The 19,983-nt window shown below is 73.3% G+C and carries 16 protein-coding genes and 1 pseudogene; 7 read left to right on the top strand and 10 right to left on the bottom strand.

Annotated features, from left to right (window positions below):
• Nucleotides 1-278: 278 nt before the first annotated feature.
• A complete protein-coding gene (locus tag ACFWA7_RS00505) occupies nt 279-1,223 on the top strand; it encodes a GlxA family transcriptional regulator (protein WP_385819915.1) in 945 nt (314 codons plus the stop codon).
• Here ACFWA7_RS00505 and ACFWA7_RS00500 read toward each other — a convergent pair.
• The 4 genes from ACFWA7_RS00500 to ACFWA7_RS00485 all read right to left on the bottom strand — a co-directional run bounded on the left by ACFWA7_RS00500 (nt 1,174) and on the right by ACFWA7_RS00485 (nt 6,792).
• Nucleotides 1,174-1,431, bottom strand: a complete 258-nt coding sequence (locus ACFWA7_RS00500) for a hypothetical protein (protein WP_385819913.1) — start codon at nt 1,429-1,431, stop codon at nt 1,174-1,176. The genes ACFWA7_RS00505 and ACFWA7_RS00500 overlap by 50 nt on opposite strands.
• Before the next feature lie 133 nt (nt 1,432-1,564).
• Entirely contained in the window at nt 1,565-1,948 is a 384-nt protein-coding gene (locus tag ACFWA7_RS00495; protein ID WP_385536331.1) for a hypothetical protein, read from the bottom strand.
• A gap of 239 nt (nt 1,949-2,187) precedes the next feature.
• Nucleotides 2,188-5,994, bottom strand: coding sequence for a helix-turn-helix domain-containing protein (locus tag ACFWA7_RS00490; RefSeq protein WP_385819911.1), 3,807 nt, complete (start codon nt 5,992-5,994; stop codon nt 2,188-2,190).
• Nucleotides 5,995-6,198: 204 nt separating this feature from the next.
• Nucleotides 6,199-6,792 (bottom strand): RICIN domain-containing protein, encoded by a 594-nt coding sequence (locus tag ACFWA7_RS00485; protein WP_385819909.1) that lies wholly within the window; start codon nt 6,790-6,792, stop codon nt 6,199-6,201.
• Nucleotides 6,793-7,144: 352 nt separating this feature from the next.
• Between ACFWA7_RS00485 and ACFWA7_RS00480 the strand changes: the two genes are divergently transcribed.
• Nucleotides 7,145-7,645, top strand: coding sequence for a histidine kinase (locus tag ACFWA7_RS00480; protein WP_385536337.1), 501 nt, complete (start codon nt 7,145-7,147; stop codon nt 7,643-7,645).
• A 28-nt stretch (nt 7,646-7,673) separates the two neighbouring features.
• Here ACFWA7_RS00480 and ACFWA7_RS00475 read toward each other — a convergent pair whose 3' ends face one another.
• Entirely contained in the window at nt 7,674-9,155 is a 1,482-nt protein-coding gene (locus ACFWA7_RS00475) for a flavin-containing monooxygenase (RefSeq protein WP_385819907.1), read from the bottom strand.
• 406 nt (nt 9,156-9,561) lie between these two features.
• The gene (locus ACFWA7_RS00470; protein WP_385536341.1) at nt 9,562-10,398 is read right to left on the bottom strand and encodes a MurR/RpiR family transcriptional regulator; all 837 of its coding nucleotides are present in this window, start codon (nt 10,396-10,398) and stop codon (nt 9,562-9,564) included.
• Nucleotides 10,399-10,481: 83 nt separating this feature from the next.
• Here ACFWA7_RS00470 and thrC point away from each other — a divergent pair, with 83 nt between their 5' ends.
• Both thrC and ACFWA7_RS00460 read left to right on the top strand, forming a co-directional pair.
• Entirely contained in the window at nt 10,482-11,579 is a 1,098-nt protein-coding gene (gene thrC, locus ACFWA7_RS00465) for a threonine synthase (protein WP_385536441.1), read from the top strand.
• 79 nt (nt 11,580-11,658) lie between these two features.
• Nucleotides 11,659-11,928: pseudogene (locus tag ACFWA7_RS00460) on the top strand (arginase family protein); the annotation flags it as partial.
• 140 nt (nt 11,929-12,068) lie between these two features.
• On the opposite strand, the gene ACFWA7_RS00455 reads toward ACFWA7_RS00460, so the two are convergent.
• A complete protein-coding gene (locus tag ACFWA7_RS00455; protein WP_385820170.1) occupies nt 12,069-12,719 on the bottom strand; it encodes an HAD family hydrolase in 651 nt (216 codons plus the stop codon).
• Nucleotides 12,720-12,810: 91 nt separating this feature from the next.
• On the opposite strand from ACFWA7_RS00455, the gene ACFWA7_RS00450 reads away from it, so the two are divergent.
• Entirely contained in the window at nt 12,811-13,431 is a 621-nt protein-coding gene (locus ACFWA7_RS00450) for an L-threonylcarbamoyladenylate synthase (RefSeq protein WP_385536342.1), read from the top strand.
• 44 nt (nt 13,432-13,475) lie between these two features.
• Here the strand turns inward: ACFWA7_RS00450 and ACFWA7_RS00445 are convergent, their stop codons facing one another.
• The 3 genes from ACFWA7_RS00445 to ACFWA7_RS00435 form a co-directional block, all read right to left on the bottom strand.
• Complete coding sequence (locus ACFWA7_RS00445) at nt 13,476-13,745, bottom strand: DUF6225 family protein (protein WP_371656185.1); 270 nt, start codon at nt 13,743-13,745, stop codon at nt 13,476-13,478.
• A gap of 96 nt (nt 13,746-13,841) precedes the next feature.
• Nucleotides 13,842-15,338 carry an IMP dehydrogenase gene (locus ACFWA7_RS00440; RefSeq protein ID WP_385536346.1) on the bottom strand — a complete coding sequence of 499 codons (1,497 nt, stop codon included), beginning with the start codon at nt 15,336-15,338 and terminating at the stop codon, nt 13,842-13,844.
• A 173-nt stretch (nt 15,339-15,511) separates the two neighbouring features.
• Nucleotides 15,512-17,212 carry a reprolysin-like metallopeptidase gene (locus ACFWA7_RS00435; protein WP_385819904.1) on the bottom strand — a complete coding sequence of 567 codons (1,701 nt, stop codon included), beginning with the start codon at nt 17,210-17,212 and terminating at the stop codon, nt 15,512-15,514.
• Between the two features lie 290 nt (nt 17,213-17,502).
• On the opposite strand from ACFWA7_RS00435, the gene ACFWA7_RS00430 reads away from it, so the two are divergent.
• Both ACFWA7_RS00430 and ACFWA7_RS00425 read left to right on the top strand, forming a co-directional pair.
• On the top strand, nt 17,503-17,802 hold the full coding sequence (locus ACFWA7_RS00430) for a hypothetical protein (RefSeq protein ID WP_385819902.1): 300 nt from the start codon (nt 17,503-17,505) through the stop codon (nt 17,800-17,802).
• Between the two features lie 94 nt (nt 17,803-17,896).
• The gene (locus ACFWA7_RS00425; RefSeq protein WP_385819900.1) at nt 17,897-19,876 is read left to right on the top strand and encodes a PQQ-binding-like beta-propeller repeat protein; all 1,980 of its coding nucleotides are present in this window, start codon (nt 17,897-17,899) and stop codon (nt 19,874-19,876) included.
• Nucleotides 19,877-19,983 lie beyond the last annotated feature (107 nt).

Genomic DNA, 19,983 nt, shown 5'->3' with positions numbered 1-19,983 from the left:
AGGGCGGGAATCACCGCGGCATGGCGAGGCCAAGTGCTTCGCCGCCTGCGGGATCGGTCGGTGTACAGGGGGTTCCCCGTGCCCCTGACTCCTTGAGGGCGCGCCAAGAACTGACGCGCGGTCACGATGATGGAACATCGGAGCGCGAATCGCAAAGTTGGCCGCACATCCACCGGTCTCAGTGGCCGAAAACAATGATTTTTGCGGGGCGCGTCGGCCCGTGACGTTCCGATCGAAGGCGGCCGACCCGGATCTGGGCGCTCTTCTAAGGTTGAGGCATGCACACCGTGGCCGTCCTCGCCCTCGACGGAGTCATCCCCTTCGACCTGTCCACGCCGATCGAGGTGTTCCAGCGCACCCGGCTGCCCGACGGCCGCTCCGCCTACCGCGTCCAGGTGTGCGCGCCCGTCGAGGAGGTCGACGCCGGGGCGTTCACCCTGCGGGCCCCCTGGCGCCTCGACGCGCTGGCCGGGGCGGACACCATCGTCCTGCCGGGCTGCGCCGACCCCGCCGCACCCGTCCCGGACGACGTCCTCGACGCCCTGCGCCAGGCCGCCGCCCGGGGCGCCCGGATCGCCTCCATCTGCACGGGCGCCTTCGTCCTCGCCGCCACCGGACTGCTCGACGGCCACCGCGCCACCACCCACTGGGCCGCCGCCGCGCTGCTCGCCGAACGCCACCCCGCCGTCGATGTCGACCCGGCCGTGCTCTACGTCGACAACGGGCAGCTGCTCACCTCGGCGGGCGCCGCCGCCGGGCTCGACCTGTGCCTGCACATGATCCGCCGCGATCTGGGCTCGGCGGTGGCGGCCGACGCGGCGCGGCTGTCCGTGATGCCGCTGGAACGCGAGGGCGGGCAGGCCCAGTTCATCGTCACCGAGCATCCGCCCGCCCCGCGCGGCTCGACGATGGAACCGCTGCTGCGCTGGATGGAGGAGAACGCCGACGACGAGCTCACCCTGGACGATCTCGCCGCGCGCGCCGGGATGAGCGCCCGCACCCTGCACAGGCGCTTCCGCGAGCAGACCGGCACCTCCCCGCTGCAATGGCTGCACCGGGCCCGGATCCGCCGGGCCCAGCACCTCCTGGAGACCACCGCCCACCCCGTCGACCGCATCGCCCTCCAGGTCGGCTTCGGCTCCCCCACCGCGTTCCGGGACCGCTTCAAACGCCTCATCGGCACCAGCCCGCACGCGTATCGGCGCAGCTTCCAGGGGGTGTGATCCAGCGCGCGGAGAGTCGCCGGGGCGACTGGACCGGGGTCGTCGGAGCGCCACGGCCGCAGCCGCCCCGGCCCGCCGGGATGTCGCCCGGCCAGACCGTCGTGCGGTTGCGGAACAGGGTGAACTCACCCTTCACATCGGCCATCGCGGCCGCGGCGATCAGCAGGACGATCGTGACGATCGAAGTGGTGCGCTGGGCGTAGAGCATGTCCGACTCCTGGGCGGGCCGAGCCGCGCCGGGTCGATGCGCGGGAACAGCCGGTGCAGCAGCGGCATCACGCCGAAGCCGCCCGCCGCAGAGGGGTCCGGCGGGCGGCTACGGCGTCACGTACGACAGGTGGTCAGCACTCCCGCAGACCGGGGGCCGGGTCCTGGCCCGTGCTCACGTCCACGGCGGGCACATTGCCCCAGGCGCCGTTGTCGAGCTGCGTCCAGTACCAGATGTCGTTCTGGCCCTGGTGCGGGTCGCCGTGGCCCCAGCACTGGAACCAGCTGAAGGTGCCGACCAGCGTGCCGCGGGTCGCCGAGCGGTACGAGCGGTCCGCATAGCCCTTCGCGCCCGCCTTGTTGCCGCAGTGCAGCCGGCCGTCCGAGCGCACCCCGCACTCGGCGGCCGGCTTGGCGGGCTTGGCCGGGGCGGCGGCCACGGCTGGGACGGCGGTGGTGAGTCCGGCCGCCAGAAGGGTGGCGGACGCCATCAGGGCGAGCTTGTCGCGTGCGTTCATGGTGTGCGTGCTCCTTGTTCGCGTCGTACGAGTCCTGCGCGTCTTACGTGCCTTACGCGTCCCGTGGCTCGGGGATCGGCTCCCGCGAGAGGTGGGGGTGCCTTCGCCGCTGGTCGGGACGGGTTCGAGCCTGGCCGCCGCCCTGGGCCGCTGTCGAGGAGGCGGGCGTCGCCCGTCCTGACGTGAAACGGGAAACACCCAGGGAAACAGCACCGGTTCCAGAGCTGCCCGGCCCGGCGTCAGGCTGCCGGCCCGCAGACACGCACATACGGCAACCCCGGCAGCAGCCGGGCCCAGCGGCGGGGGCCCGTGTCGCCGAGCAGTCGGCAGACCTCGGCGTCGCGCGCCCGCAGGTCCGTCGACCACAGCCGGACCGTCCCGTCATTGCTGCTGCTGGCCAGCGTCCCCGGCCGTCCGGAAGCGAACACCACGCCCCACACGGCACCGGCGTGCCCGCTCAGAGCGGCGACGAGGTGCCCCGATGCGGGCTGCCACAGCCGTACGGTCCGGTCGCTGCCGCTGCTCGCGAGCGCCGCGCCGTCCGGGCTGAAGGCCACCGCGCGCACCGAACCGCTGTGCCCGGTGAGCGAGCGGAACGGGGCGGCGCGCCGGGTGTCCCAGAGGCGGACCGTCCCGTCGTTGCCGCCGGTGGCCAGGGTGCGGCCGTCCGGCGAGAACGTCACGCCGCGCACCGAGCCGGTGTGGCCGCGCAGGACCGTGCGCACCGCGTGCCCCACCGGGTCCCACAGACGGACCGTCAGGTCGTCGCTGCCGGTGGCGAGGGTGCGCCCGTCGGGGCTGAAGGCGACCGCGTTGACGAAGTCCGTATGACCGCTCAGGACCGCTCGCGGAGCGCCGTCGGCCGCGCGCCACAGCCGGACCGTGCGGTCGGCGCTCCCGGACGCCAGCGTGCGCCCGTCCGGGGAGAACGCGACGGCGAACACCGAACCGGCGTGTGCGGTCAACGTGGTGAGGAGCCGGCGCCGGGCCACGTCCCAGAGCCGTACCGTGCGGTCGGCGCCCGCCGACGCCAGCAGGCGTCCGTCCGGCGAGAAGGCGACGGCGAACACCGATCCGTCGTGTCCGGTGAGCGGCGGGAGCGGGCGGCGGCGGGCCACGTCCCACAGCCGTACCGTGTGGTCCGCGGCAGCGGCGGCCAGCAGACGGCCGTCCGGTGAGAAGGCCGACTGCCACTCCTCGGTGAACGGCCGCGCGACCAGCGCCGGGCCGCCCGGGTTCCACAGCACCACCGACTGGTCGAACCCGCCGGTCGCAAGGCGCCCGTCGGGGCCCGCCGCGATGGACAGTACGTAGTCGGTGTGGCCCGAGAGCACCGCCGCGAGGCGGCGTTTCACCGGGTCCCACAGCCGGACCGTGCCGTCGCCGCCGGCGCTGGCGAGGGTGTCTGCGCTGCGGCTGAAGACCACGGCGTTGACATCGTCGCCGTGTCCGGTGAGGACCGCGCGCGCCGCGCCGTCGGCGGTGTCCCACAGACGTACGGTGCGGTCGGCGCTGCCGGACGCCAGGGTGCGGCCGTCCGGGGCGAAGGCCAGTCCGAGCACCTGGTCGGTGTGGCCGGTGAGCACGGCGTCCGGCCGCCCGTCGGCCGCGTCCCACAGCCGTACCGTACGGTCGGCGCCCGCCGAGGCGACGGTCCGGCCGTCGGGGGCGTAGGCGACCGACATCACCGCGTCGTCGTGGCCGGTGAGCACGCCGCGCGGGGTGCCGTCCGGCACGCTCCACAGCCGTACCGTGCGATCGAGGCCGCCCGAGACGAGGCCGCGCCCGTCGGGGGCGAAGGCGACCGACCGTACGGCTCCCCGGTGGCCGGTCAGGATCGCGGTCATCCGATGCGAGGGCATCTCCCACAGGCGTACGGACCCGTCCGTGCCGGCGGTCGCCAGCCGGTGGCCGTCGGGCGCGAAGGCCACGGCCGTGACCGGGCTGTCGTATCCGGTGAGCGTGGCCGTCTCACGGTGGTGGACGGTGTCCCAGATCCGTACCGTGGCATCCGATCCGGCCGAGGCGAGCAGACGCCCGTCGGGGCTGAACGCCACGCCGTTGACGGGTCCCTGATGGCCCGTCAGCCGACCGTCGAAGTACTGGGCCTGGGTGCTGAGCAGGGCCCCGCGCGATTCGGGGGTGGGGGCCGACCGATAGGCGGCGGCCGCCAGCAGCATGGACGCCTCCGGCCGTCCTTCGGCGAGCGCCTCCGACCGTACCGCCATGGCCTGCGACTGGGCGATGCGGCGCTGCCGGTACGCGTCGGAGCGCTGGCGGAAGGCCACGGTGCCCGCCGCGACGGCGACGGCCAGCAGGGCGGCGAGCGCGCCGAGCAGGGCGCGGCGGACCCGGACGTGGCGGCGCGCCGCCCGTCGGCCGCGCTCCTCCTCGGCGAGGCAGGCCGCCACGAACCCGGCTTCCCGCGGCCCCAGCCGGTCCCCGCTCCCGGGCCGCCGGTCCCAGTCGCGGACCGCGTCGAGCCGCGCGCCCCGGTACAGCAGCCCGGGATCGTGCGCCGCGCGCGCCCACTCGACAGCGGTGTCCGCGAGCTGCTGGCGCTGTACGAGGGCGGCGCGGTCGCTCTCGATCCAGCCGTGCAGCCGGGGCCAGGCGTGCAGCAGCGCTTCGTGGGTGATCTCCACGGTCTGGGCGCCCGCCGTGACCAGCCGCGCCCGCACGAACGCGTCGAGGGCGCGGGCGGCGGCCGGCGGATCCGCCGACTGGCCGGGAATCAGGGCGCGTTCGAGCGGTCTGCGGGTCTGGGCGGCGGACCCTTCGCCGACCTGCACCAGGCGTACGAGCAGGTGGCGCGCCATCCGCTGCTCGGCCGGATCGAGGCTGGTGAACACGGACTCGGCGGTGCGGGCCACCGCTCCGTGGATGCCGCCGGTCGTCTCGTACCCCGCGACCGTCAGGGTGCGGCCCGAGCGCTGCTGCCAGGTCGCGAGCAGGGCGTGGCCGAGCAGCGGCAGCGACCCCGGGGAGGCGGCGGGGCCGGAGCGCAGGTCCCGCAGCAGCAGCTCGGCCAGGCCCGGCTCCAGGGCGAGACCGGCCCGCTCGGTGGGGCCGGCGATGGCGGCGCGCAGCTCGGCGCCGGACATCGGCGCGAGCGCGAACAGGCCGTGCGTGAACGCCTCGGCCAGTTCCGGGTGTTCGAGGCAGTGCCCGAAGAAGTCGGCACGCACGCCCAGGACTACGGCCGCTTCGGCCGGAACCGCGGCTCCCGCCGGGGCCCGCGCCCCGGGCGGCGGCTCGGTGCCCGTCGCCAGTGTGTGCAGGACGGCGACGAAGGCGCGGCGCTCGCGCTCGTCGGCGCAGAGGGTGAAGACCTCCTCGAACTGGTCGACCACGAGCACGAGTCCGGGGTGTCCATGGGCGTCACGGGCCGCGTCCAGCAGGGCGCGCGGCCGCTGCGCCAGCGCCTCGGGGGTGAGGCCGTCGCCCGCGCGGCCGAGCAGGTCCGTGGTGCGGCGCACCAGTTCCTTGAGCGGGTGCGCGGTCGGGGTGCACACCAGGGCGGGCCACGCGGCGGACCCGGCGACCGGGAGCGCGCCGCGCCGCAGCGCGGGCAGCAGCCCGGCCTGGAGCAGCGAGGACTTCCCCGCGCCCGAGGGCGCGACCACGGCCAGCGGACCGTGGCCCACACGCTCGGCGAGCCGCCCCACCAGCTCCGCCGTGGCGCCGTCCCTGCCGAAGAACCACTCGGCGTCCTGCGGCCCGTAGGCGGCGAGTCCTCGGTAGGGGCACCGCGCCACGTCCGGATCGGCCTCGCCGGGGCGGGCCGGGGGGATGCCGACGGCGGCGGGCGGCCCGGCGGGTGTCTTCGGAACGAGCCGGGTCAGGCCCCCGCCCGCGTCGAGGACGGCGTCGCAGCGCCGGGCGACGTCGAGCGTCGGGGGCTTCCCGCCGTTCTCGATCTTGCTGAGGTAGCCCTTGCTGTAGTGGACCGAGCGGGCGAGCTCGGTGAGGGACATCCCGCGCAGGCTCCTCAGCCGCCGTAGCTCGGCTGCGAACTCACTGGCCATCTCGTCGTTCGTCGGCACGAGCCGTACCTTTCCATGACCGACGGGACGTAAGCCTCGAAAGCGCGAGGAGTGCCGGAAGCGGACTCCGCGGCCGTACGGAATGCGAAATTCGAACGGGAGAAAGTCCGCCGCGAAACCGATGAACCACGGGACGACCGACCGGCGGCCGGGTCGTTTCGCCCGGCCGCCGGAGGGCGTCGTCGTTTTCTCGCAGACTACTCCTTACCGCCAGTAGTGGTCGGGCCAGGTTCCGCACGGCCACTGAATGGCTTTCGCACCGGCGTCATGGCTTCCGCCTTCCACCGCCAGGCACTGGCCACTGTTGTAGTTCACGACGTGGTAGGTGCCACCACCGGTGGAATCGAACCTCCAGAAGTGGTCGTACCAGGTTCCGCACGGCCACTGGATGACCTGGGCGCCGTTCTGCCGGCTGCCGCCGGGCACGGCCAGGCACTGGTTGCTGTTGTAGTTGACCAGCCGGTAGTAGCGGACCCCGCCGATGGTCCACGGCTCAAGGTTCCAGTAGTGGTCGTTCCAGGTGCCGCAGGGCCACTGAATGAGGCCCGTACCCTGGTCGAGGCTGCCGCCGGGGACGGCCAGACACTGTCCCGACCCGTTGTTCACGAGGTGGATGAACGTCGCCGCCGCCATGACGTCGAGCTTGGGGTCCGGCGCCGCCCGGACGGCGTCCTTCGCCTTCGCCACGCCGGTACGCGCATGGTCCGGCGCGGGGGACACGGAACCCGCCGTCGGCGCCGCCAGGAACAGGGCGCCCAGCGTGGCCAGGACCACGGCGGCCCTTCTCCGGATACGCATGATTCCCCTCTCGATTGAGGATCACCCGAGCTGACAGTCAGTCAACTCCCAACAACTCGCGCAGCGTATGGGAGAGCTCTTCGGCGTGATACCCGCAATCCCCCTTTGGCCAGAAACACATGAATCCCGCAAGCCAGCGTGACCGAATCCCCTTGCGGTGAATAGTGCGTTCCTGAATAGCTTTTCGGTCACCCGGGAAATGACCCGAACCGGCGCCCGGCCGGACCGGCCCTTTTCCCCGACGGGCGTGCCCACGTGGCGGGGCGCCGGTTCGGGCGTTCCACTGGAGGGGCGGAAGCGGCGGACCGCACGGCAAGGTCGGCGCATCGCACGACAAGGGAGAGCACCTGCCATGGCGGACACTCATCATGTGCTGCTGATCTCGTTCACCGATCCGTCGCGGTGCCGGGCGGCGTACGAGGAAGCCGTCTCCCTGCCGGGACTGCGCCAGGCGGCGGTCCTTGAGAGGTCCGCCGAGGGCCTGCTCGACGTGCCCGACAACCATGTACGCGGCGCCGGGGTGCCCACAGTGGGCGGCGGCGTGGTGGGCGGGCTCGTGGGACTGCTCGGCGGACCGATCGGCGTGCTGCTTGGCAGCGCGGCCGGGGCCGCCCTCGCCAACGCCGCCGAGAACCGCCGGCTCATCGAGGACGGCGCGGGCCTGATCATGCTGAGCAGCCGGGTCGAGGACGGCGCGGCCATGCTCGTCCTCGACCTCCACGAGGCGGCGCCGGAGCCCGCAGACGAGCTGGTCCGGCGCCACGGCGGCGCATTGCAGCGCCTGACGGCCAGGGAATTCGCCGCGCAGGTCGATGCCGCCGAACGCGCGGCGGAGGAGACCGACGCATCCTGACACCGTCCCGCCGGAGCCGCGCAGCCCCTTACAACGCCTCGGCCGTCTCGGGCAGTTTCGGCCCCCGGACGGCCGGTGCCCGCCAGGTGTACGCGCCGGGGTCGAAGCGGCTCAGCCGGCGCACCAGCCGCCCGGTGGACCAGGGCCAGGCGATGGTGTTGCGCCCGCTGGGCGCGAGGTAGTAGCTGGTACAGCCTCCGGTGTTGTAGACGGTGCTCGCCAGCGCTGCCTGCACCGCCGTGTTGTACGAGGCCTGTACGGCGGGCCGGACGTCCAGGGCGGCGTGGCCGGTGCGCCGGAGGTGGGCGAGAGCGGCGGTGAGGTAGGTCAGCTGGGCTTCGAGGACGCTGATCGCGGAGGTGGAGCCGCCGAGCAGATTGGGCCCGAGGAGCAGGAAGAGGTTGGGGAAGCCGCTGACGCTGCTGCCCAGGTACGCCTGCGGTTCACCGGCCCAGGCCGCTCGCAGCGTACGGCCGTCGGCATCGCACAGGCTCTCGGCCAGCGGCAGTTCACCGACCCGGAAGCCGGTGGCCGTGACGAGCACGTCGGCCTCGGCCACGGTGCCGTCGGCGCCGACCACCGCCTTCTCGCGCACGACCGCCACGGCGGTGGGGTGGAGGTGGACGTGCGGCCGGGACAGGGCCTGGTAGTAGGTACTGGAGGTCAGCAGGCGTTTGCAGCCCAGTCGGTAGTCCGGTGTGAGCGCCTGGCGGGTGCGCCGGTCGCGGACCGCGAGGCGCAGGTGTGCCCGGGCCCCCGCCTCGACCAGCCGGGCGAGTTCCGGGTGGCGGAAGGCGCAGCCCAGGCCCTCCTGGAGGCCGTACTGCCCGGCGCGCAGGGCCTTGCGGGCGCCGGGCACGCGGTCCAGGCACCAGTTGAACGCCGCCGGGAGTGGCACGTCGGGCTTGGGCAGCACCCAGGGGGCGGTCCGCTGGAAGAGCCGCACCTCCGCCGCACGGGACACGATCTCGGGCACGAGCTGGACCGCGGAGGCGCCGCTGCCGACCACGGCCACGCGGCGGCCGGTGAGGTCGACCTCGTGGTCCCAGCGGGCGGTGTGGAGCACCGGTCCGGCGAAGCCCTCGATGCCGGGCACCTCCAGCGGGCGCGGCACATGCCACGGCCCGGTGGCCAGGACCAGCACCGCCGCGCTGTAGGAGCCGTCGCTGGTCTCCAGGCGCCAGCGCGCGGCCGCCGGGTCCCAGCGCGCCCCCAGCACCCGCACCCCGCAGCGCAGCACCTCGCCGAGCCCGTACCGCTCGGCCGTCGAGCGCAGATAGGCGTGGATCTCCGACTGTCCGGCGAACACCCTCGTCCAGGCGGTGTCCGGGCCGAACGAGTAGCTGTAGAGCGTGGAGGGCACGTCGCAGGCGCAGCCCGGATAGGTGTTCTCCCACCAGGTGCCGCCGAGTTGGGGCGCCTTCTCAAGGACGATCACCTCGCGGAACCCCGCCTGCCGCAGCCGGATGGCGGCACCGATGCCGGAGAACCCCGCTCCGACGACCACCACGTGCGCGTCCCTGCCGGGACGGGAAGCCTGCGCGGGGATCACCGCGCGAATCCGGCGGACCCGGCGGTGTACGCGAGGACGCGGGCTCCCCGCCCGCTCTTGCGGCAGCCGGATCCGAGCGGGGACCGGCGGGCGGGCGGTGACGCCACGACGGTGCGGGCGAACACCGTCGAACCCTGGCCACGGGCCACACAGTGGGGCGGGGAGGCCTCTCTGCTCGTGCGGGTCACGGTGGTCGGCTGCGCACCTCGTGGCATCGATGGGCCTTCCCGTACGGCGATCGGACCGTGCCACCGTCTCGTACCGTCCGAGCGGCCCGGCAGAGCGCGAAGACCGGCGCCCTGCGCGCGTGGTCCGATGAAAAGCGCCCCCGTACGCCCCGCTCCTTCGCCGGGCGGCGGGCCGCTCAGTCCTGGCCGAGCTCCGCCGTGAGGGCGTCGAGGTTCTCCAGCCGCCCGGGCGACTCGGTGAGCAGCGGCACGGTCGCGACCAGGATCAGCTCGGTCACCGCGATCTCATGGGTCAGCGGGGCGATGGGGCCCGCCGCGTCGCGGGGCAGCCGCAGCAGCACCTCGGCGTGTGCGGCCAGCGGGGACTCCCAGGCGTCGGTGACCAGCACGAGCCGCGTCCCGCGCGCCCGGGCCGCGCGCGCGAACCGCGCGGTGGTGTCGCTGTAGCGGCGGAAGTCGTACGCGACGATCAGGTCGCCCGGCCCCAGGTCGAGCAGCACCCGGGCCCGCTCGGCCGCCCCGTCCGGCACCCGGCGCACGCCCGGGCGCAGGCTGGCGAGCTGGCGGACCAGATAGTCGGCGGCGAGTTCACTCAGGGGGCCGCCCATCCCCCACACCCCGCGCGCCTGGGAGAGCAGCGCGGCGATCCGGGCGAGCAGGGGGTCACCGGCCGCGGCGATGGTGGCGTCGAGCCCGGCCCTGAGCTGCTCGGCGGCCCGGCGCGGGCCGTCGGGGGCGGTGGCGACGAACTCGCGCAGCCGGGAGCGGTCGTGCTCGCGGCCCTCGGCCCGGACCGCGGCCTGGAAGTCGGCGAAGCCGGACCAGCCGAGCCGGGCGAAGAGCCGGGAGGCCGTCGGCGGACTGACCTTCGCCCGGTCCGCGAGGGAGCGCAGCGAGCCCAGGGCGGCGAACGGATAGTCGTCGAGCAGCACCCGCACAATGGCCTGCTCCCCGCGCGGCAGCTCCGGATAGACCGCCCCGAGCCGGGCCGCCACCTCCTCGTCGTTCGCCATGCCACTCCCCGCCGCCATCGCCGGTGATGAAACGATTGTTTCGCATCTATGGAAACTCTCGGGTTACAGTAACATTCGTGACCATAGACGAGCGCTCCTCCGCCACCACCACCTCCGTACGGCCCCGCCCCTGGCGCGGCCTCATCGACGGCTACCGCGCATGGCTGCCCGTCACGGACACCACACCCGTCATCTCGCTCCACGAGGGCAACACCCCACTCGTCCCGGCCACCCATCTGTCGGCGCTCACCGGCTGCGATGTGTGGCTGAAGGTGGAGGGCGCCAACCCCACCGGCTCGTTCAAGGACCGCGGCATGACGGTCGCGGTCAGCAAGGCCGTCGAGGCGGGCGCGCGTACGGTGGTGTGCGCCTCGACCGGCAACACCAGCGCCTCGGCCGCCGCGTACGCGGCCCGCGCGGGCATCGGCGCCGCCGTCCTGGTCCCCCGGGGCCATATCGCCCTCGGCAAGCTCGCCCAGGCGGTCCGCTACGGCGCCGAGATCGTCGAGGTGACCGGCTCCTTCGACGACTGTCTGCGCATCGCCCGCGAGCTGGCGGAGCACCACCCGGTCGCGCTGGTGAACTCGGTCAACGACCACCGCCTGGCGGGCCAGCAGACCGTCGCGTTCGAGGTCGTGGACGCGCTGGGCGACGCGCCGGACATCCACTGCCTGCCGGTCGGCAACGCCGGGAACATCACGGCCGCCTGGCGGGGCTACGACGCGTACGGCACCGCGGGGATCGCCACCCGCAGGCCCCGGCTGTGGGGCTTCCAGGCGGCGGGCGCGGCGCCGCTGGTGCACGGCGAGGTGGTGGCCGAGCCGGAGACGGTGGCCACCGCGATCCGCATCGGCAACCCCGCCTCGTGGCGGGGCGCGATCGCGGCGCGCGACAGCTCCGGCGGCCTGATCGGCGCCGTCACCGACGAGCAGATCCTCGACGCGTACCGGCTCGTCGCACGCCACGAGGGTGTCTTCGTCGAGCCCGCGTCGGCGGCCGGCATCGCGGGACTGCTCGCCGAGCACCGCGCGGGCCGCCTCGACGCCGGGCAGCGCGTGGTGGTCACGGTCACCGGCAACGGCCTCAAGGACCCGGACGCCTCGATGCGCGGCGGCTACGAGTCCACCACGTCCTCGGCCCGCACGGCGGACGTGGCCCGGGCCCTGCACCTGACGTCCTGACGCCCCGGCCGGGCGTGGCACCTTCACCCAGGGGAATCACTGTTGAGGAGCAGGCCCGTCCTCGGTGAGGATGTCCGGCATGCGACGCCTCGTGGTCATCGACGCCCCGTCCAACCTCGGCCTGCGCCCGCCCGCCCCGGGCACGGTCCCCGGCTGCTGCAAACTCGCCGGAGCGATGCGGGAGTTCGGCATCGTGCGGCGGCTCGGGGCGTACGAGGGCGGGGTGGTCGTGCCACCGCGCTACGACCGCGGCGACTGGCAGGAGGGCGACGGCGTCTTCAACGCCCCCGCCCTCGCCTCCTACACCCGTAAGCTCGCCGACCGCGTCGAACACCACGTCCGGGCCGGGCTTCAACCTCACCATCTACGACCCCGATCTCGACCCGGACGGCACGGCGGGCCGCCTCCTCGCGGACCTGGTGGTGGACGCCCTCGGCCCCCGTTCCTGAGCGGCGGCGCGGGCGGCCCGTCCACGCGCCGCCCGCCCGCTCACCCCGCGCCGGTCACGAACGCCAGGATCTCCGGCCCCGCCTCCTCCAGGCTCGCGAAGTGGCGGTGCACCCCGTCCACCGCGACAGGGGCGTTCACCCCCCACACCGTCATGCCCGCGCGCAGCCCGGACAGCACCCCGGAGGGCGCGTCCTCGACCACCAGACAGTTCTCCGGCAGCGCGCCGAACCGCTCGGCCGCGAGCAGATAGGGCAGCGGCGACGGCTTGCCCTCCGTCACCGCGGCGGCGTCCACCAGGACCTCCGGCACCGGCAGCCCGGTCCGGGCGAACCGCCCGCGCACCCGGTGCTCGTAGTTCGACGTCACCAGCCCCCAGCAGCCCGCGGGAAGGGCGGAAAGCAGCTCCGCCGCACCCGCGAAGGCGGCGTACACACTGGAGCGGACGTCCTCGTCCTCCAGCTCGTGGAGCGCGGCCAGGCACTCGTGCGGATCGCGGTCCGGGGCCACACTCGCGAAGGTCTCCAGGGGCCGGGTCCGCAGCGCCACCCGGTACACCTCGTCGGCGCCCAGGCCATACCGCTCCGCCCATGCCCGCCATACCCGGCGCTGGTTGTCGACGGCGTCGATCAACGTACCGTCGACGTCGAACAGAACGTGCTTGGCCACCGCGGTGGCATCGACGGTATCCATAAGAGTGCTGGTCACACCGCGATCATCGCACCACCCCGACGAGTGAACGGGCGCCCGGGCACCATCGCGGCGCGGCCCGTAGACTCGGCGGATGGCCAAGTACTTCGATGTCCACCCCGACAATCCGCAGCGGCGCACCATCAGCACGGTGACGGACAGCATCCGGTCCGGCGCGCTCGTGGCGTACCCGACGGACTCCTGCTACGCCCTGGGGTGCCAGCTCGGCAACCGTGACGGCATCGACCGGATCCGGGCGATCCGGCAGCTCGACGACCGTCACCACTTCACCCTGGTGTGCGAGACGTTCGCGCAGCTCGGCCAGTTCGTACAGATCGACAACGATGTGTTCCGCGCGATCAAGTCGGCGACGCCGGGCAGCTACACCTTCATCCTCCCCGCGACCAGGGAGGTGCCGCGCCAGCTGCTGCACCCCAAGAAGAAGACCGTGGGGGTGCGCATCCCCGACCACACCGTCACACAGGCCCTGCTGGCCGACCTGGGTGAGCCGCTGCTCTCCAGCACCCTGCTCCTGCCCGACGAGGCCGAGCCGATGACGCAGGGGTGGGAGATCAAGGAGCGCCTCGACCACGTGGTGGACGCCGTGATCGACTCGGGCGACTGCGGCACCGAGCCGACCACCGTCATCGACTTCTCCGGCGGCGAGGCCGAGATCGTACGGCGTGGGGCGGGCGACACCTCGCGCTTCGAGTAGCGGGCGCCAGACACACCTCGCCCCGGACACACCTCGGCGGGCGGTCAGTCCAGGTCGTAGTGGTACTGGCCCGCCTTGAAGTCCGCGAAGAGCGTGTACTCCACGTCGCTGTGCACGGCGGCGGGCCCGGCAGTCGCGGTGTCCTTCTCGACCGGCTCCAGGTTGACCAGTGCGTACTCGGTGTACCCGTCGAAGTCGCCGGGCCCGTCCGCCACACCGACGTGGATGGGGGTGTCGTCCGGCAGCCCCTGGAGTGCTTCGCGCAGGCGCGCCGCGGTCCACACCCGGGGGTTGTGCTCAAAGGTGTCTGTCATGGGCCCGAGGCTAGCGGCGCCGACGGGCCCCGCCGCGTAACCGCGCCGGGGGCCGGGTCAACCTGGGGGCTCGAAGGACGGCGGGACCGCAGGTGGTCAGGAGACCGTCCCCGGGGTGTCCCGCAGGGTGACGTTGGCGTGGCTCTCCTGGAAGCTCTGGTCCGAAACGAGGGTCAGCCGGGCCGTGGACTGGAACTCCGGCAGGGTGGTGGAGCCGCAGGAGACCATCGTGGTCTTGAGCTTGGCCACGGTCAGGGCGAGGCCTTCGTTGAGGTCGCCCGCGTAGGGGACGTAGCCGTCCACGCCTTCCTCGAAGACCAGACCCTGGCCTCCCTGGCCGTAGCGCTGCCAGTTGCGGGCCCGGTTCGAGCCCTCACCCCAGTACTCCTTCACGAAGCCGTCACGGGTGGGCAGCTTCGCGCCGGCCGCCTGGTCGAAGCGGGCGAAGTAGCGCCCCATCATGACGAAGTCGGCACCCATCGCCAGCGCCAGGGCCACGTGGTAGTCGTGCACCAGCCCACCGTCGGAGCAGATCGGCACATACTCGCCGGTGCGTTCGAGGAAGGCGTCCCGGGCCGCCGCGACATCCAGCACGGCGCTGGCCTGGCCGCGGCCGATGCCCTTCTGGTCCCGGGTGATGCAGATGGAGCCACCGCCCACCCCGACCTTGACGAAGTCCGCTCCCGCCTCGGCGAGAAAGGTGAACGCCTCCCCGTCGACCACGTTGCCGCCGCCGACCGGGATCTCCGGATAGTGCTTCTTGACCCAGGACAGTGCCTGCGCCTGCCAGTCGCTGTAGCCGTCGGACGAGTCGAAGCACAACGCGTCCGCGCCCGCCTCCAGCAGGGCCGGGACGCGCTCCTGGTAGTCGTGGGTGTTGATACCCGCGCCCACCCGAAGACGCTTGGCGGCGTCCACGACCTGGTTCGGGAAGCGCTTGTTGTCCGCGTAGTCGGAACGGAACACCAGATGCTGGAGGTGACCCTCGCTATCCAGCACCGGGAGGCAGTCCAGCCGTTCGTCCCACAGCCGCGCGTTGGCCTCGGACAGCGTGATGTCGGGTCCGGCATGGGCCAGGTCGGCGACAGCGGTCATCCGGCCACTGACCGGTCCGTCCAGATCATGGCGCTGGGGATGGAAGTCCCGGGAGGTCACCAGGCCGAGCAGGCGGCCGGTGGCGGTCCCGTCGTGGGTGACCGCGGCGGTGCTGTGACCGGTGCGGCGCATGACGTCGACCAGGAGGCCGAGGGTGTCGTCGGGGCGGACGTTGGTGTCGCTGGTGACGAACCCGGCCTTGAAGTTCTTCACCTGGCGGACCGCCGCGGCCTGGTCCTGGATCGGCTGGTTGTGGTGCAGGAAGCTGAAACCACCGTTTCGCGCGAGCGCGATCGCGAGTTCGGGTGTGCTGACGGCCTGCATGATCGCGGACGTGAACGGGGACTGCAGCTCGATCGCCGACGCCTCGCCCGCGATGTGCCGCACCAGGGGCGTGCGCAGATCAACCGTCGCAGCCGAGCAGTCGGTCCGCGTCCGGTTCGGCAAGAGCAGAAACTCGTTGAACGTCCGTGAGACCTCGGCGATGATCTGTGCCACTCGTTCCTCCTGACCCGTCGGCCGGGGCCCGGCTGCCCCGCCGTGAGGACCGCCCCCGTATCGCGGGGCCCGGGCAGGCAGAGATCAGCACGGCGGTCGTGGAGGTGCCACCAACCGCGGCAGAGCCCTGACCGGCCCGTGGATCGAACGGGGAGCGGTCGTGACCTGGCACCTTATCGATCAACCCACCGCAGCACGAATCGTGGCGGGCCGGTGGCCGGGGACACCTGGGCGCTCGTCGCCGGGAGTCGGGTCGCGGTGGCCGTGGTCCTGGTGAACTTCACCGTCACAAAGTGGTTGCCGTCCATCATGACGGTCAGCTCGCTCGCCCGGGTGGACTGGAGCTTGCCGTCCACCGCCCAGTAGTCGATCTTGTAGCCCGCTCTGGGAGCGGCGGTCAGGGTGACCTGGTCGCCCTTGTCGAACAGGCCGGTCGCGGCGGGGGTGACGGTGCCGTGCTCGGGGCTGTCCGGGGCGGCGGCGAGCGCGTACCGGACCGCCGGGGCCGTAGTGGCGGACGGCGTGCGGTAGTTGGCGAGGACGGGGCCGGTGAGGTTCATGACGCGGACGCAGTCGGCGGGGTCGGGCTGCCCCAATGGCACGCCCCGGGGCCGGTTCTCATACGTCTGGCGGGGGTTGGAGAACCACAGCTTCGTCTCGCACTTGTTCTCGTCGGCGCACGCCATGGTGTACCCCATGATGTCCGTCCAGCTGCGGTCGGCGGGCAGATAGCCGTGGTTGTCGGGGTAGTACGGGTTGAGGTTGCCGCGCCGGTAGTTCTCCTCGGCGGGGTCGACGGGGTCGGTGTTGTAGTCGTGGTTGAGGCCGAAGTTGTGGCCGATCTCGTGCGCCAGGTGGTAGGTGCCGAGGGTGTCGACCTGCTGGGCGCCGAAGGCCGCGCCATCGCTGCCGGCCGAGGGGGCGGCGCCGGGGACGATCCGGGGCAGCGAGGGGGAGTTGGCCATGCCGACGGTGTAGAGGGCGCCGGGCTCGGGGGTGAACTGGGTGAGCACATGCAGCAGGTCCGCGCCCTGCTCGTCCCGTTGGCGGCGCGCGTCGGCGGCGAACGCGCCGGAGTAGCGCGGGCTGCTGGGGTCCGACAGGGCGGTAGTCATGCCGCCGGTGTCGCCGTCGTCGCCCGTCCACTCCTTCGTGGTGAACGTGCCCAGCAGGTTGAGCCGGGCGGTGACGGTGCTGTCGGAGTAGGCGGCGTTGGTCCCGGCGACGGCGGCCTTCACCTTCAGGTCGAGCGCCTCCACGCCACCCTTGGTGTTGCGGACCGTGTGCGGGGTGTAGCCGATGAGCAGGTCGATGACGGGTGCCGTGACGGCGGCACGCGGCTGCGCATGCCGCTCCTGCCGCGCGGGCCGGGGTGCGCGGGGGCCCTGCGGGGCCTCGACCCGTACGACGTCGCCGTACAGGGACGTCGTACGGGCGAAGCGCAGCTCGCGCACCGTGGACGTCCCCGGCCGGTCGGCGTCGATCACATACCGCTTGCTGCCCAGGTGCACCTCCCCGGCCACCCTCGGCGCGCCCTGTCCGCACGCCCCGTCGATGGCGAGGCTGACGGGCCGGTCGGGGCGGCCCGCGAGGTGTCCGGTCCACAGCACGGTCCCCTGCCGGTCCCGCGCGATGTGCGAGGCGACCGCCTCCATCCGGGCGTCGTCGAAGAACCGGAAGGTGCGGCGGTCGGGCGCGGCGCCCCGGCGGGTGCCGCAGACGGCCCGGAAGCTTCCCTCGGCCCACTCCACACTGCTCGTCCGCGCCGCCCCGGGCGCCGGGGCCGAGGGCCCTGCGGCGGCAGCCGTCGCGGCCGGGGTGAGGAGCACGGCGGCCGCGAGCACACCGCGGAACGGACGTCGGGAACGGGGCACGGCGTTCTCCTGGGATGTTGTCGACGGGCAACAGCCCCAGGCTGGCGCCCGGCGGACACCCCGGCGCGCCGACAGCCGCTGGACGGGTGGCGGCGGCCGGGCCGGTGCGCGCGCCGGAGGTGGCCGCCCGGGCGACGGCCGGGCCGCCGGGCATGGGGGCGCGACGGCTCCCGTACGTGCTCCCGTACGCTGCCGCACGCCCTAGGGCGTTATGTCTCAAAGGGGACCCTCGCGGCGAGAATTGGCCCGCCCGACGCAAGAGGCGGGCAAGACCGGGAGAGGAGCAGTCGATGGCCGTTGTCCTGTCACTGAGCTGGGCCGGGGTCACCCCCGAGCAGTACGACGCGGTGCGTGACACCGTGGGCTGGGAGAAGCGGGCGCCCGACGGTGCCTGTCTGCACGTGGCGTGGTTCGACTCCGGCTCACTGCACGTCACCGATGTCTGGGAGTCCCAGGAGGAATTCGAGCGGTTCTTCGGCGAACGGCTCGCGCCCGCCGTCGAGAAGGCCGGCATCGTCGGCCGGCCGGACATCCAACTCCTGCCGATGCACCGGCGGTTCGTGGCTCCGGGGGTGAGCGGCGCGGCCTGACCGGCGCTACGCTTTCCGGCGAGCGACGTGGTGAAGTCCAGGATGCGACCCGGGGGGCGCCTTGGAGCCGTTGGGGCCTGACGATCCGGCCACCGTGGGGCCGTACCGGCTGGTGGCCCAGCTGGGCAGCGGTGGCATGGGCCGGGTCTACCTCGGGTACTCCCCCAGCGGCCGCAAGGTCGCGATCAAGGTCATCCGGCCGGAGTACGTCCAGGACCCGGCCTTCCGGCAGCGGTTCGCCCGTGAGGTCATCGCCTCCCGTGCCGTGAGCGGCTTCTTCACGGCCGGGGTGGTCGACGCCGACCCCGAGGGGGCCCGGCCGTGGCTGGCGACGGCGTACATCCCGGGCCCCTCCCTGCAACGGGCGGTGCAGAAGAGCGGCCCCTTCCCCGAGCGGTCCGTCAGGGCGCTCGGCGCGGCGCTGGTGGAGGCGCTCACCGCGATCCACGGCGCGTCCCTCATCCACCGGGACCTCAAGCCCGCCAATGTGCTGCTCGCCCAGGACGGGCCGCGCGTCATCGACTTCGGGATCTCCCGGCTCTGCGAGCACACCGGGCTGACCCTGACCGGCACCACGATCGGCTCCCCGGGCTATATGTCGCCCGAGCAGATCCAGGGGTTCCGGATCGAGCCGTCGTCCGACGTGTTCTCGCTGGGTTCGGTGCTGGCCTACGCGGCGGCGGGCGCCAGCCCGTTCGGGGAGGCGTCGGTACCGGCGCTGCTGTACCGGGTGGTGAACGAGCAGCCCGATCTCCAGGCGGTGCCCACGGGTCTGCGCGAACTGATCGGCTGGTGCCTGGCGAAGAAGGCCGCCGACCGCCCGGAGCTGCCCGCGCTGATGCACGCCCTGACCGGCGGGCGGTCACCGGTGGAGCTGCTGGCCCCGGGCTGGCTGCCGGAGCCGTGGCACGGCGAGGACACGGTTCCGGCTCTTCCGGACGCGCCGACCTCGACGACCGCGCCGCCCGTCTCCGTACCCCTGCGCACCGAGCAGTTGCCGGACCGGCCGGAGGCCACCGGCGGGCGGCCGGTCGGCCGTCGGCGTGTGCTGTACACCGCCGTCGGCGTCCTTGCGGCCGGTGGCGCGGCGGCCGCCGGCTGGGCGCTCTCGCGTGGCGGCGGGCCGTCCGGGGCGGGCTCGCCGCGCTGGCGCTTCGCGACCACCGGCACGGTCCTGTCGTACCCCAGAGTGGCGGGTGACTTGGTGTATGCGGCAAGCAACGACGGCACCCTGTACGCACTGAACACAGCCGACGGGCAACGGCGTTGGACGTACACGACCGGCGGGGCGATCGGCTCCGCGCCCGCCGTGCTGGGCGGCAGCGTCTACCTGGGCGGCGACGACCGCGTCCTGTACGCCTTCGACGCGCGCTCGGGCGCGGTCCGTTGGCGGTTCACGACCCAGGGCATCGTCCACTCCCCGGTGGTGACCGGCGGCGTCGCCTACGTCGGCAGCGCCGACCACCGGCTGTACGCCGTGGACGCGGCCTCCGGCAGGCGCCGCTGGGCCTTCACCGCCGGAAACGACACCCACTCCCCCGCCGTGTCCGGCGAGTCGGTGTACGTGGGCAGCAGCGACACCAACCTGTACTCGGTGAACGCGGCCACCGGCGAGCAGCAGTGGGCGTTCACCACCCGGGGCGCAGTGTCCGGCATCCCGGCCGTGGCGAGCGGCCTGGTCCTCTTCGGCAGCACCGACGGGGGGCTGTACGCGGTGGACGCGGGCACCGGGAAGCAGGTCTGGCGGTTCGAGGGCGCGTCCGTCGGCTCCAGCCCCGCGATCGCCAGGGGGCTGGTGTATGCGGGGGGCGGCAAGGCGCTGCACGCGCTGGAGGCCGCCACCGGGAAGACCGTCTGGACGTTCATGGCCGCCGGCGATGTGCACACCCCGGCGGTGGCGGGAGCGGTGGTGTACGTGGGCAGCGACGACAGCAGGCTGTACGCGCTGAACGCCTCGACGGGCAAAGAGCTCTGGAGCTTCCTCGCCCCCGCTCCGGTGCACTCCCCGGCCGTCGCACAGGACACGGTGTACTTCGGCTGCGACGACAGCGCCCTGTACGCCGTTCGCCTCTGACGCGCGTCCGAACACCCGACCACGGCGCAGGGCGGGAACCGGACAGCGGACGACGGCAGTCCTACTCACCGCAAGTAACGGCCTTTTCACGCCGGAGTGATGTTGTC

Source organism: Streptomyces sp. NPDC059994, assembly GCF_042737755.1.
Classification (GTDB): Bacteria; Actinomycetota; Actinomycetes; order Streptomycetales; family Streptomycetaceae; genus Streptomyces.
This window is presented reverse-complemented; position numbering and strand designations above follow the sequence as displayed.

Excerpts from the sequence above, each read along its gene's own strand:
- ACFWA7_RS00450 (WP_385536342.1), top strand. The coding sequence starts at position 12,811 with ATGGCCAAGTACTTCGATGTCCACCCCGACAATCCGCAGCGGCGCACC.
- ACFWA7_RS00480 (WP_385536337.1), top strand. The coding sequence starts at position 7,145 with ATGGCGGACACTCATCATGTGCTGCTGATCTCGTTCACCGATCCGTCG.
- ACFWA7_RS00445 (WP_371656185.1), bottom strand. The coding sequence starts at position 13,745 with ATGACAGACACCTTTGAGCACAACCCCCGGGTGTGGACCGCGGCGCGC.
- ACFWA7_RS00500 (WP_385819913.1), bottom strand. The coding sequence starts at position 1,431 with ATGCTCTACGCCCAGCGCACCACTTCGATCGTCACGATCGTCCTGCTG.
- ACFWA7_RS00505 (WP_385819915.1), top strand. The coding sequence starts at position 279 with ATGCACACCGTGGCCGTCCTCGCCCTCGACGGAGTCATCCCCTTCGAC.
- ACFWA7_RS00430 (WP_385819902.1), top strand. The coding sequence starts at position 17,503 with ATGGCCGTTGTCCTGTCACTGAGCTGGGCCGGGGTCACCCCCGAGCAG.
- ACFWA7_RS00495 (WP_385536331.1), bottom strand. The coding sequence starts at position 1,948 with ATGAACGCACGCGACAAGCTCGCCCTGATGGCGTCCGCCACCCTTCTG.
- ACFWA7_RS00470 (WP_385536341.1), bottom strand. The coding sequence starts at position 10,398 with ATGGCGAACGACGAGGAGGTGGCGGCCCGGCTCGGGGCGGTCTATCCG.
- ACFWA7_RS00485 (WP_385819909.1), bottom strand. The coding sequence starts at position 6,792 with ATGCGTATCCGGAGAAGGGCCGCCGTGGTCCTGGCCACGCTGGGCGCC.
- ACFWA7_RS00455 (WP_385820170.1), bottom strand. The coding sequence starts at position 12,719 with ATGGATACCGTCGATGCCACCGCGGTGGCCAAGCACGTTCTGTTCGAC.